At 54.1% G+C, this 13,077-nt stretch carries 11 protein-coding genes; 6 read left to right on the forward strand and 5 right to left on the reverse strand.

Features of this window, described 5'->3' with window-relative positions; translation table 11 throughout:
* Window positions 1-27: 27 nt before the first annotated feature.
* Window positions 28-585, reverse strand: a complete 558-nt coding sequence (locus AB7038_RS16915) for a helix-turn-helix domain-containing protein (protein WP_072872452.1) — start codon at window positions 583-585, stop codon at window positions 28-30.
* A gap of 170 nt (window positions 586-755) precedes the next feature.
* On the opposite strand from AB7038_RS16915, the gene AB7038_RS16920 reads away from it, so the two are divergent.
* The gene (locus AB7038_RS16920) at window positions 756-1,505 is read left to right on the forward strand and encodes a sulfite exporter TauE/SafE family protein (protein WP_369453687.1); all 750 of its coding nucleotides are present in this window, start codon (window positions 756-758) and stop codon (window positions 1,503-1,505) included.
* A gap of 6 nt (window positions 1,506-1,511) precedes the next feature.
* On the opposite strand, the gene AB7038_RS16925 is transcribed toward AB7038_RS16920, so the two are convergent.
* Entirely contained in the window at window positions 1,512-2,306 is a 795-nt protein-coding gene (locus tag AB7038_RS16925; protein WP_368890254.1) for a M15 family metallopeptidase, read from the reverse strand.
* Between the two features lie 261 nt (window positions 2,307-2,567).
* On the opposite strand from AB7038_RS16925, the gene AB7038_RS16930 reads away from it, so the two are divergent.
* From AB7038_RS16930 to AB7038_RS16940, 3 genes are all read left to right on the forward strand, one after another.
* The gene (locus AB7038_RS16930; RefSeq protein ID WP_072872454.1) at window positions 2,568-3,914 is read left to right on the forward strand and encodes an NCS2 family permease; all 1,347 of its coding nucleotides are present in this window, start codon (window positions 2,568-2,570) and stop codon (window positions 3,912-3,914) included.
* Between the two features lie 270 nt (window positions 3,915-4,184).
* Window positions 4,185-5,834 (forward strand): Na+/H+ antiporter, encoded by a 1,650-nt coding sequence (locus AB7038_RS16935; protein WP_004238243.1) that lies wholly within the window; start codon window positions 4,185-4,187, stop codon window positions 5,832-5,834.
* Between the two features lie 3 nt (window positions 5,835-5,837).
* Window positions 5,838-6,737, forward strand: a complete 900-nt coding sequence (locus AB7038_RS16940; protein WP_369453688.1) for a carboxylate/amino acid/amine transporter — start codon at window positions 5,838-5,840, stop codon at window positions 6,735-6,737.
* On the opposite strand, the gene metR is transcribed toward AB7038_RS16940, so the two are convergent.
* Window positions 6,622-7,584: an HTH-type transcriptional regulator MetR gene (gene metR / locus AB7038_RS16945; RefSeq protein WP_369453689.1), complete on the reverse strand. Its 963-nt coding sequence runs from the start codon at window positions 7,582-7,584 to the stop codon at window positions 6,622-6,624. The two genes, AB7038_RS16940 and metR, sit on opposite strands and share 116 nt — an antisense overlap.
* 105 nt (window positions 7,585-7,689) lie before the next feature.
* Here metR and metE point away from each other — a divergent pair, with 105 nt between their 5' ends.
* Window positions 7,690-9,975 (forward strand): 5-methyltetrahydropteroyltriglutamate--homocysteine S-methyltransferase, encoded by a 2,286-nt coding sequence (metE, locus tag AB7038_RS16950; RefSeq protein ID WP_368890256.1) that lies wholly within the window; start codon window positions 7,690-7,692, stop codon window positions 9,973-9,975.
* Between the two features lie 62 nt (window positions 9,976-10,037).
* Here metE and prfH read toward each other — a convergent pair whose 3' ends face one another.
* Both prfH and AB7038_RS16960 read right to left on the reverse strand, forming a co-directional pair.
* Window positions 10,038-10,646, reverse strand: a complete 609-nt coding sequence (prfH, locus tag AB7038_RS16955; protein ID WP_369453690.1) for a peptide chain release factor H — start codon at window positions 10,644-10,646, stop codon at window positions 10,038-10,040.
* Window positions 10,646-11,782, reverse strand: coding sequence for an RNA ligase RtcB family protein (locus AB7038_RS16960; RefSeq protein WP_368890258.1), 1,137 nt, complete (start codon window positions 11,780-11,782; stop codon window positions 10,646-10,648). Before AB7038_RS16960 ends, prfH begins: the two co-directional genes overlap by 1 nt.
* A 442-nt stretch (window positions 11,783-12,224) precedes the next feature.
* On the opposite strand from AB7038_RS16960, the gene udp reads away from it, so the two are divergent.
* A complete protein-coding gene (gene udp / locus AB7038_RS16965; RefSeq protein ID WP_004238238.1) occupies window positions 12,225-12,980 on the forward strand; it encodes a uridine phosphorylase in 756 nt (251 codons plus the stop codon).
* Window positions 12,981-13,077: the final 97 nt, after the last annotated feature.

Raw genomic sequence — 13,077 nt, forward strand, 5'->3', positions numbered from 1 at the left:
CAGATAAGCCCGGTTTTTTGTCTGCGGTTACGGCGATGTCTGGCCGATATGGGAATAGGACATAATCAGTGTGCCGCTCAGCTCGCCTTCCATGCAGATATAAGAGTGGGGAATATCACAGGAGAACGCATAGAAATCCCCCGGTTCCAGCAGCACAGTCTGATCGTCATTAAAGCGCATCATCAGCGTACCCTGATGGATAAGAATATGCTCATGGGTGCCGGTGCTGTGCGCGGGGCTGTTAATAATCGCACCGCGGATCATCTTCAGGTGCCAGATCTCCGAAATATTCCCCATGCCGACACGGAATTTAAAATCTTCCGCATATTCCCCTTTAAAGACTTTATTTTTTTCGTAACGGGGATAACCTTCATTACTGGCGGTAAACAGATCCCCCAGCGGAAAACGCAGTGCGACGGCAATGGCCTCCAGTGTATCGATACGCGGATTGGAATCACCGGATTCCAGTTTGGAGAGCGCGGCTTTCGAGATGCCGGAGAGTTTTGAAAGATCATTGAGCGACAGGTTACGCGCCTGACGCAGCAGTTTGACCTTCTGGCCGATGTGGGCACTGGTTTTTAGCATAATGTAATTGATACCAATGAAATTTGCAGGGAAAGCCTGTTAGTATTGCACACTTGTTGTACAACGGTAAGCCGTGATTTTCCGGAAAAACAGGTCTGACAGGTGATACTATCAGATGAAAGCGTCCGGCATGGTGATAATTAACATATGTCATTAAACGGGTGCTCACCATGATCTATACCCTGCCATGGGCAGATTTTTTCATCTGTTTTACGGTTCTCTTCTTCGGTTACCTGGTCTTCGGTATGGTCGGCTTTGGCTCTGCGCTGATCTCAGGCCCGGTACTGGCCTTCTTTATTCCTGTCTCACATATTGTGCCGATGCTGGCGCTGATGGATCTGGGCGCGGCGGTGATTAATGTCACCCGCGACGGGCGCAAAGCCGATTTTGCCGAGCTGAAATGGATGGTGCCGCTGATGATAAGCGGCAGTCTGATTGGTGCTGCGATCCTGCTGAAAACGCATCCGGATCTGCTGGCGGTGTTCCTCGGGGCTTTTATTGTTCTCTATGCACTCTATTCCCTCTTTATTAAGAAGGCTGTGCGGCATTACCCGCAGAAATACATTATTCCGTTCGGGATCGGCGGCGGTATTCTGAGTGCGCTGTTCGGGGCGGGCGGGTTTGTTTATGCCATCTATTTTGCCGGGCGGATTGAGGATAAAAACCGTTTTCGTATCACGCAGACCACTCTGATTGGTTTCAGTACATTAACCCGGGTGATTATTTTTCTGATCATGGGCATCTATTGGAGCAGCGAAATCGCCATTACCGCGCTGTTGTTCCTGCCTGCGATGGTGGCAGGAATTGTCCTCGGGCGGCATATCACCATGCGCATCCCGAAAGAGGCATTTTTCCGTTTTCTGAATATAGTGATCCTGCTGGCCGGGCTGACGTTGCTTATCAGCAATCTGGTGCACTGACAGCCGTCAGCGCAGCACTTTTTTAGCACATTGCCGGGCGCGCAGCTGTTCGTCCGGGGTTTTGCTTTTACTGAAACAATCACGGTAACGGGCGGCATAGGCACTGTATTGCGCCTGCGCCTCCGGCAGCGGCAGGGACAGCAGGTGATTGATAAAAGTAAAACTGCCGACCTCCGCATGCTGATAATCCACCGGGTTTTTCCACTCCCCGCCCCAGCGGAGAAAACCGTGGCTGAAGACCAGCGGCAGCACCGTTTCTATTTTTCCGTCACGGATATTTTCTCTGTTGGTCAGCGCTGCGGCGGATTGCGGCGGACTGATGGTCACACGCCCGTTTTTCTCGCGGAAGCGGTAAGGGTTTTGCTGCGGATTAATGTCGATCGCCATGCCGTAAGCGTGTTTTGACCAGGCTTTCTGACTTGCCTGACGGCGGCCGTTAAATGCCGACGTATTATTGGCAGCCATGGATGACTCATCATCCCCGCCGAAGGCTTCTATCGGCAGCACACTGTGCAGCGGGAATTTCTGCCGGTACAACTCATCAAACAGCGCTTCCGTTTCAGGGGCGATAATATCGGCGACAGTAATTGTACCGGTGCGGGTTTCGCCCTCAAAGGTGATAAACCGGACGTCCACATTGACCAGCCGTTCGCAGGGCACCGGGTTTTCTGCTGTGATCATACCAAGTGCGGTCATGGCACGGCAGGTGTCGGGGCTGAGCGGAGTGATCGCCGCCTGTGCTGCCGGTAATGCAGAACAGAACAGGCTCACAGGGAGGAAAAAAGCAGTCAGTTTCATCATATATTCCGTCATCAGGTACCGGGACGGATGATGATAACCCGTCAGCGGCACAGAGGTGAAAAAATTCCCGGATTTGGCCTTGATTATCAGGATTTTTCCTAAGATAATCGTTTGCCTCAAAAAATCACATCTTTTCTCTGTAAAAAGCCAAACGTTTGCGTTATGTGTGTCCGGTTTTTTTATCCGGAAACCGGCGGATTTTTTCTGAAAACGCAATCGTTTACGTGATGTGACACAAAATTCATTAACACAGGTGATGACATGTCTGCGACACAGCCGCAAAGCGGGTGCAAATTAGACCAATTTTTTAAACTGACTGAGCGCGGCACTACTGTCCGCCGTGAAGTTCTGGCCGGGCTGACCACATTCCTGGCGATGGTGTACTCGGTGATTGTTGTGCCGGGTATGCTCGGCCAGGCGGGTTTCCCGCATACGGCGGTCTTTATCGCCACCTGTCTGGTGGCCGGATTCGGCTCCCTGCTGATGGGGTTGTGGGCGAACCTGCCGATGGCTATCGGCTGTGCGATTTCCCTGACCGCCTTTACCGCATTCAGTATGGTACTTGGTCAGAATATCCCGATCCCGGTTGTGCTGGGGGCGGTGTTCCTGATGGGGGTGCTGTTTACTCTGATCTCTGTCACCGGTATCCGCACGTGGATCCTGCGCAATATTCCGATGGGTATTGCCCACGGCACGGGGATTGGTATCGGCCTGTTCCTGCTGCTGATCGCCGCCACCAATATTGACCTTGTGGTCAAAAACCCGAACGCGGGTATGCCGGTGGTGCTGGGGGATTTCACCTCTTTCCCTGTAATGATTGCACTGGCCGGTCTGGCGGTGATTTTCGGCCTGGAGCGTCTGAAAGTCCCGGGTGCGGTACTGCTGGTTATTATCGCCATTTCCGTTATCGGGCTGATTTTTGACCCGAATGTGAAATATCAGGGCTTTTTCAAATTACCGTCTCTTGGTGATGACGGGCTGTCACTCTTCTTCAGTATGGATATCATGGGCGCACTGAAGCCGCTGGTGTTGCCGACAGTTCTGGCACTGGTGATGACGGCGGTGTTTGATGCGACAGGTACGATCCGCGCGGTTGCCGGTCAGGCAAATCTGCTGGATAAAGATAATCAGATCATTAATGGCGGCAAAGCACTGACAACTGACTCAGTCAGCAGCATTGTGGCCGGTGTTGTCGGCGCGGCTCCTGCGGCGGTGTATATCGAATCTGCGGCTGGTGCCGCTGCGGGCGGGCGTACCGGTCTGACCGCGACGGTAGTCGGTGTGCTGTTCCTGCTGATCCTGTTCCTCTCTCCGCTCTCTTATCTGGTTCCTGCCTATGCCACAGCACCGGCACTGATGTATGTCGGCCTGCTGATGCTGAGCAATGTCAGCAAACTGGATTTCGGTGACTTTGTCGGCTCTATGTCCGGTTTACTGTGTGCGGTGTTTATTGTGCTGACCGGTAACATTGTGACCGGGATTATGCTCGGTTTCGCCTCACTGGTTATCGGCCGTATCGCCGGGGGAGAATGGCGTAAGCTGAATATCGGCACTGTTCTTATCGCAGCTGCATTGGTGGCGTTTTATGCTGGTGGCTGGGCAATTTAAGTGATAAATCACCACGTAACGGAAGCTGGTGGTGACGATACGCTTTATTTATACGATTTGTCTCAAAATACTAATTAATTGCCCGAATTAATGGCCTGAGAAGATAAAATAGCAGTGGCGGATAACGCATCCGCCACTGCTTTTTTTGTATGATAGTGGCAACCGGCGGTAATTTTTTCTCCTCCGGGCTCTTATTGCGGTTTTTTTGCCGTTATTAACAGTATCTTTTTGTCAGCGGGCTGATGAAGCCCTAAGTTCAGTAAGGGTAATATGGAAATATTCTTTACGATTCTTATTTTGATTCTGGTCGTGTCGGTGTCCGGTGTTCTCACCAAAATGATCCCGTATCGTATTCCGTTACCCATCATTCAGATCGCGATGGGGGCTCTGCTTGCCTTCCCGCAGTTTGGTCTGCATGTCACGTTCGACCCTGAACTGTTTCTCGTCCTGCTGATACCGCCGTTGCTGTTTGTTGACGGCTGGAAAACCCCGACCCGGGAATTTATGCAGAAAGGGCGGGAAATCTTCATCCTGGTGCTGTTCCTGGTGCTGGTCACTGTTATAGGCATCGGGTATCTGATCTACTGGCTGATGCCGGGGATTGAGCTGATCCCGGCCTTTGCCCTTGCGGCAGTGCTGTCTCCGACAGATGCTGTGGCGCTGTCGTCGATTGTCGGTAAAGGGCGTATTCCGAAACAGATGATGGGCATTCTTGAAGGGGAGGCGCTGATGAACGACGCCTCCGGCCTGGTCGCGCTGAAATTTGCCGTGGCGATTGTCATGGGCACGATGATTTTCTCGGTTACCGGGGTCACGCTGGAATTCTTCAAAGTCGCTATCGGCGGTCTGCTGGCCGGGGTGGCTGTCACCTGGCTGTACAGTAAATCGCTGCGTCTGATGAGCCGCTGGAGCGGGGATGACCCGGCCACACAAATCGTCTTTATGTTGCTCCTGCCGTTTGCCTCTTATCTGATTGCGGAACACATTGGTGTGTCCGGTATCCTGGCCGCCGTGGCGGCGGGGATGACCATCAGCAAATCCGGCGTGATCCGCAATGCGCCGCTGGCGATGCGTCTGCGTGCGGATAATGTCTGGGGGATGCTGGAGTTCGTCTTTAACGGCCTGGTCTTTATTATGCTCGGCCTGCAATTGCCGGGGATCTGGCAGGTGTCGGTCATTGAGGCAGAACTGGATCCGACCGTGGAAACCTGGATGCTGTTTACCGCGGTTATCGTTATCTATTTTGCCCTGCTGGTACTGCGTTTCTGCTGGCTGTGGATGATGAAAACCGTCAGCCGCCTGACCTTAAAACGCAAGCCGCTGGATTTCACTTTCTACACCACCCGTGAACTGTGGCTGGCATCATTCGCCGGGGTACGCGGGGCGATAACGCTGGCGGGTGTGCTCTCTATCCCGCTGTTCCTGCCGGACGGCACACCGTTCCCAGCGCGTTATCAGATGGTGTTTATCGCCGCCGGGGTGATTATCTTCTCGCTCTTTATGGGGGTGGTATCGCTGCCGTTCCTGCTCAAAGGGATGCATGTCGGTGATAAACAGGCGGATGCCAATGAAATCCGCGCGGCGAAAGCAGCGATGGCGGAAGTGGCGATTGTCAGTATCGGCAAGATGGAAGAGCGTCTGTCCGCCAGTTCGGACGAGGCTCTGGATGCGGAAGCCATCAGTGAAGTGGCCTCCAGGGTGGCCGGGCATCTCAGGCGGCGTACTGCCGGTGATGATGAGATGGAATATAATCTCCAGGTGGAAGATCTGGAGCGCCGTTTCCGTCTGACCGCACTGCGTGCCGAGCGCGGGGAGCTGTATCACCAGCGTGCGACCCGTAATATCAGCAATGAAACCCTGCAACTGCTGCTGCATGACCTGGATCTGCTGGAAGCCCTGCTGGTTGAGAAAGAAACATAACCGATGCCGTTACTGATTATTACCACGATCCTGTGGGCCGCATCGTTCAGCCTGATTGGCGAGTATCTCGCCGGTCAGGTGGACAGCTGGTTCTCTGTGTTAGTCCGTGTGTCGCTGGCGGCACTGGTTTTTCTGCCGTTTCTGCGCTGGCGCGGGATCGCCCCGAAAGTCATTCTGATGTATATGGCGGTGGGTGCCTGTCAGCTTGGTATTATGTATCTCTTTGTTTTTCATGCCTACAACTACCTGACAGTCGCGGAATTCCTGCTGTTTACCGTGCTGACACCCCTGTATGTGACGCTGATTTATGATCTGCTGGAGCGGCGCGGGCTGCGCTGGGGTTATGTGTTCAGTTCGCTGCTGGCGGTGATTGGTGCGGCGGTGATCCGCTATGACCATCTCAGTGATTCTTTCTGGACAGGGCTGATTCTGGTGCAGCTGGCGAATATCTTCTTTGCCATCGGCCAGGTCGGTTACAAGCGGCTGATGGAAGTGCATCCGCTGGTGCAGCGCACGGCGTTTTCCTGGTTCTACCTCGGTGCCTGTGTGGTGGCGCTGGCGGGCTGGCTGCTGTTCGGTAATTTCGCCAAAATGCCGTCCACGCAGTTACAATGGGGTGTCCTGCTGTGGCTGGGGATCGGGGCATCCGGGATCGGTTACTTTATGTGGAACTACGGTGCCACGCAGGTGGACGCCGGAACACTCGCGATCATGAACAACATGATGGTTCCGGCGGGGTTACTGGTGAACTTTGCCATCTGGCAGCAGCATCCAAACTGGCTCACGTTCAGCATTGGCGCAACCCTGATTGTGGCATCCCTGTGGGTACACCGGGTGTGGATACTGAAGCCGTCTTTACAAAAGGCAGATTGTCCACCGCGTGCTGACGCGTCTCACGAATAAACGACTCAACAGCCGGCTGACGCTGCTCCCCGCTGCGGTTTGCGGCATACAGCCGGCTCCACAATCCGTCCCCTAAGGTTTTGGTCACCACCATCCCCTGTCTTTCAAAATTCTCCACCGCCCAGTGCGGCAGGGCGGCGATCCCCATACGGGCGGCCACCATCTGGATCATCAGCAGGGTGTTATCCACGGTTTTTATCTGCGGGGAAATACCGGCAGGTTGCAGGAAACGCCGCCAGATATCAAAGCGCTGACGCTGCACCGGATAAATCAGCAGGGTTTCTGCTGTCAGATCCTGCGGCTGGATATGCAGACGGCGGGCCAGCGGATGATCCGGTGCCACCACCAGCTTCACCTCATAATCAAACAGCGGCGTGTATGTCAGCTTCCCGTTGTGCTGCTCATCAATATCGGATGTCAGCACCACATCGAGTTCGCGTTTCAGCAATTCCGGCTGCGGATCAAAACTGACCCCGGAAGTGAAATCGACATTAATCTGCGGCCAGCTCTCGCGGAAATGCGCCAGAGCGGGGGTCAGCCACTGAATGCAGCTGTGGCACTCAATCGCCACGCGCAGCGCTGTCAGTCCCGGCTCATTACATTCACGGATAGCATCTTTCACCAGCGGCAGTACCTGCTCCGCCAGCTGTAACAGTACCTGTCCCTGCGGGGTAAATTGCAGCGGCTGGGTTTTGCGGATAAAAATCCGGTAGCCGAGCCGGTGTTCCAGCTCACTGAACTGATGGGAAAGGGCGGATTGTGTCTGATGCAACGCACCTGCTGCTCCCGCGAGCGACCCTGACTGATTCAGTGCCTGAATCGTTTTTAAATGTTTTATTTCTATCATGAGGAACCTTCAGGTTAGCGATGAAGAATTTGCGCTTGTTTCTTATACAGTACCCGTTGATTATGGATGTGTAAACATCTGGATGGCTAAATGATAGGATTTTTTATGACGACACATAATCACACTCTGGGTTTTCCGCGTATCGGTCTGAAAAGAGAACTGAAAAAAGCGCTTGAAGGTTACTGGGCAGGGCAGATTTCACAGGATGAGCTGCGCGATACCGGTCGTGAGTTACGCCGCCGTCACTGGCAGCTGCAAAAAGAGGCCGGGGTTGAATTGTTACCGGCCGGGGATTTCGCCTGGTACGATCATGTTCTCGGCACCAGCCTGCTGTTCGGCAATGTGCCGCCGCGTCATGCCGGTGCAGACGGGAACATTGACCTCGATACCCTGTTCCGTATCGCCCGCGGCCGTGCGCCTTCCGGTGAACCGGCGGCTGCGGCAGAAATGACCAAATGGTTTAACACCAACTATCACTACATTGTGCCGGAGTTTCAGCGCGGGCAAACCTTCACCGTGAGCTGGCCGCAGCTGTTTGATGAAGTGGATGAGGCACTGGAGCAGGGCTTTGCGGTGAAACCGGTGCTGCTCGGCCCGGTGACCTATCTGTGGCTCGGTAAAGTGAAAGGTGCTCAGTTTGACCGCTTATCATTACTGCCGTCACTGTTAGAAGCCTATAAAACTGTGCTGGAAAAACTGGCGCAGCGCGGTATCGAGTGGATTCAGATTGATGAACCGGCGCTGGTGCTGGATCTGCCGCCGGAGTGGCAGGATGCTTACCGCACGGCATATGATGCTTTGCAGGGACATGCAAAACTGCTGCTGACCACCTATTTTGACGGAGTGAGTCATCACTTACCGCTGATCCGTGAGTTGCCGGTGCAGGGGCTGCACGTCGATTTCGTCGCGGGCGGTGATGATATTCAGGCTATCCACGATGCATTACCGGCGGACTGGCTGCTCTCTGCCGGTCTGATTAACGGGCGCAATGTCTGGCGTGCCGACCTGCGGCAAAAATATGATGTAATCGCCCCGCTGGCCGGAAAACGCGACCTGTGGATCGGTACATCCTGCTCATTGCTGCACAGCCCGATTGATCTGCGGGATGAAACCAAACTGGATGAAGAAGTCAAAAGCTGGTTTGCTTTCGCACAGCAGAAATGTGAGGAACTGGCATTGCTGACCCGTGCGGTCAACAGCGGCTCGGCAGATGATATTGCCGCGCTGGCGGAATACAGTGCCCCGATTACCCGCCGCCGCGATTCTTCCCGTGTTCACAATGCGGCGGTGGCTGCCCGGCTGGCTGCGATAACCGCCCGCGACAGCGAACGCGCCGCGCCGTATGCCGAACGTGCAGAGGAACAGCGCCGCCGTTTTAATCTGCCGCTGTGGCCGACCACCACAATCGGATCTTTCCCGCAAACCACGGAAATCCGCGGGCTGCGTCTGAATTTCAAAAAAGGGAATATCGATAAAGCGTTCTATCGCACTAATATCTCTGAGCATATTAAGCAGGCAATTAATGAGCAGGAACGGCTCGGACTGGATGTGCTGGTTCACGGTGAAGCGGAACGTAATGACATGGTGGAATATTTCGGCGAGCATCTCGACGGCTACGTCTTTACGCAGAATGGCTGGGTGCAGAGCTACGGCTCGCGTTGTGTGAAACCACCGGTCATTATCGGGGATATCAGCCGTCCGGAACCGATCACCGTTGACTGGGCGACTTACGCGCAATCCCTTACCAGCAAGCCGGTGAAAGGCATGCTGACCGGGCCGGTGACCATTCTCTGCTGGTCATTCCCGCGCGAGGATGTCAGCCGTGAAACCATTGCCAAACAGATTGCTCTGGCGCTGCGTGATGAAGTGGATGATTTGCAGAAAGCCGGAATTGGTATTATCCAGATCGATGAGCCGGCACTGCGCGAAGGGCTGCCGCTGCGCCGGGCAGAATGGGCGGAGTATCTCACCTGGGCGGTGGATGCCTTCAGGCTGAATGCCGCAGTCGCGGAGAATGACACTCAGATCCACACCCATATGTGTTACTGCGAATTCAATGACATCATGGATTCTATTGCGGCGCTGGATGCGGATGTGATCACCATTGAAACATCACGCTCGGATATGGAACTGCTGGAAGCATTTGAAGATTTCGATTATCCGAATGAAATCGGGCCGGGTGTTTATGATATTCACTCGCCGAATGTGCCGGAAGTAGAGTGGATTGAAGCCCTGCTGCGCAAAGCGGCGGATAAGATTGCCGTGGAGCGTCTGTGGGTCAATCCGGACTGCGGCCTGAAAACGCGCGGCTGGGATGAAACCCGCAAAGCCCTGGCGAACATGGTGGAAGCGGCACGCCGTCTGCGGGAAAATCCGCTGACATCCCGCTGAGTTTATTTATATAAAAGAAGAAAAAAGCCGGTCAGTGATGACCGGCTTTGTGTTACGTACTGTCAGCGGAGCGGACGGAAATCCGGCCCGCTGAAACAGCGTGTTGCCCGGCCGCGTTCGATCTGGTGATGTGACCGGTGACGCTCGCCGTTCAGTGATGCGGACTGCTGTTGCTGATACTGGCTGAGATGCCATTCAATCAGGCGGCAGGCCAGTTTTTTGTTGGCGTGCTGGCTGCGTTCAGACTGCACTTTAACCGTAATACCGGTGGCAATGTGCGTGGCCCGGACAGCGGATTCAGTCTTATTCACATGCTGACCGCCCGGTCCCTGTGATTTCAGACGTTCAAAGATGATTTCACTGTCTGATACCGCCTGCGGCGCAGTAAAACGGCGGATGCCGATAAACCAGTTTTTACGCCGGTGTTTCGGGCGGAACGGGCTGGCACACTGCCACTGCAATGTCCCGCACCAGCGATCCGCCAGAGTATCCGCATGCTCTCCGTCCAGTGACAGCAGGGCGGAATGCAGGCCGTGCGGTGACGGCATTTCCTCCGCAATGGTCACGGTGACCGATGACTGTGCGGCCTCCTGCAAAAAGAGACGCAGAGCGTGCTTCACCGCCAGACAGCACTCCTCAGGGCCGTGAGCGGCAGAAAACTGTAATAACATCAGCAGCACTCTCCGCTCGTTTTGTAGGTCAGCAGTGGTTTCAGCCGTGCCACCACGGTAATCAGCCCGGCACCTGACAGGCTTTCAATCACTGTTTCAATGGATTTATAGGACTGCGGTGCTTCCTCATAAATCAGCTGCTTACTGGCACAGATCACCCGGCTGCCGAGATCGGTGCGGGATAACTGTGCCGGGGTATAGCGGTGAGAAAGGCGTCCTTTGCACTCGGTGCGCATCCATTTACGTCCCGCGCCGTGCGCGAGAGAGTAAAGGCTGTCAGCGGTTGCCTGTGGTTTCACCAGATAACTGTAATCACCGCGCGAGCCGGGGATCACCACATAATCATGAGCCACCGGGGTGGCCCCTTTCCGGTGCAGCCAGCCGTCACGGCCGTTCACCGTGCAGGCTTCCACCAGGTTGTGATTGATATCGAGTACCACCTCACCGTTGGTACGCAGCTGCTGCATCATCCGCAGCGCAATCAGCGCCCGGTTGTGTTGTGCAAAATCCAGCGCCTGCTGATGTGCGGCCAGATATTCCGCCGCTTCCGGCGTGTTCTCTGTCAGCCCGTCGTGACTGAACTGCTCAACATGATGACGCAGAACCATCTGCCCCAGCCCGCGTGAACCGCTGTGAACCAGCAGTATCACACGCTGTTTATCCAGCCCGGACGCAGCAAACAGCCCGTCATCACAGACTTTATCGATTTGCTGAAACTCAGCAAAATGATTTCCGCCGCCGACAGAAGACAGAGAGGCGGCAAACGGATGTGAAGCGAAGTGATCGCTCACATGCTCTGCCAGCCAGTCTGCATCTGCATGGTCATGCATGCTGCGCAGTTGCTTTTCGGCTTTGTCCGCGTTGAGTTTGCTGATTTTCAGCTCAGTCTGATACAGCGCCATACCGCAGCCGATGTCGTTACCGACCAGTGCGGGATAAAAACGGCCTTCAGAGAAAAATGCCGCACCCACCGGATAGCCTCTGCCGGGATGCAGATCCGGCATACCGGCAACCGCCGTCATACCCGGTAATTGTGCGGTGGTGATCAGTTGTTGAATCGCGTTACTTTCGATCCACGTCGCATCAGAGGCGATATAAGAGACGCCCGGCGCGACAAAATGCATATAATTGCCCATAATCCATTCCGGAAAATAGTGAAAATTCTGGTTTATGGCGGGCAGTCAGGAAGAAACAGAGAGGTAACAGGGACGGGTAATACGGGGAAATAACGTTGTAATACCGGTGTGATAATCAGTTCTGCAAGAGCCCGCAAAGAGTGCACAGTAATGTTGTCATATGAACCTCCTTACGTTCTGAAAGTGACAGGTCAGCACGCATCGCGTACCGGAATGGTGCGGATAGTAGAGTGAGGCGGATAAAAAATCAACCTGTGTTTTTCTTTTTCACAGAGCAGTCCGGCGACATTTTCAGCATAAACCGCTGTTTGTGTGATGTGAATTGCATTTTTATGTAATTGATTCATCGTTGCGTATCAATGAAGTGATAATAATCACTAAATTTTGTGTGGTGACACGCTACAGTGTCCTCAATAATCATTTTTTCGCTAAGGAGTTCAGGATGGCTGATGTATTTCATTTAGGTTTGACTAAAGCAGATTTACAGGGTGCGACGCTGGCTATCGTACCGGGCGATCCGAACCGGGTCGAAAAAATTGCCCGCCTGATGGACAACCCTGTTCATCTCGCGTCTCTGCGTGAATTCACCTCATGGCGCGGCGAACTGGACGGCAAAGCGGTCATCGTCTGCTCAACCGGTATCGGCGGTCCGTCTACCTCTATCGCGGTGGAAGAGCTGGCACAGCTGGGGATCCGCACATTCCTGCGTATCGGTACCACCGGTGCAATTCAGGAAAACATTAATGTCGGGGATGTCCTTGTGACCACGGCTGCCGTGCGCCTGGATGGTGCAAGCCTGCACTTTGCGCCGATGGAATTCCCGGCCGTGGCTGACTTTGAATGCACCACCGCGCTGGTAAATGCAGCGAAAGCAGCCAAAGCAACAGTTCATATTGGTGTGACCGCTTCTTCTGATACTTTCTATCCGGGCCAGGAGCGTTATGATACCTTCAGCGGCCGTGTGACCCGCCGGTTCAAAGGATCAATGAAAGAGTGGCAGGAAATGGGCGTGATGAACTTTGAAATGGAATCCGCCACACTGCTGACCATGTGCGCCAGCCAGGGACTGCGTGCCGGGATGGTTGCGGGCGTTATCGTTAACCGTACCCAGCAGGAAATTCCTGACGAAGCGAAGATGAAGAAAACCGAATCCAATACCCTGGATATTGTGGTGGAAGCCGCCCGTCATCTCATCTGATCGTTACCGGTTTCATGAATCAAGCCGTATCGCCGGGTTTTCCGGTGGTGCGGCTTTTTTTTAATCATTCATTCTGTAAATCTGATACAGTGATCGT

The organism is Morganella morganii (assembly GCF_041099235.1).
Classification (GTDB): Bacteria; Pseudomonadota; Gammaproteobacteria; order Enterobacterales; family Enterobacteriaceae; genus Morganella; species Morganella morganii_E.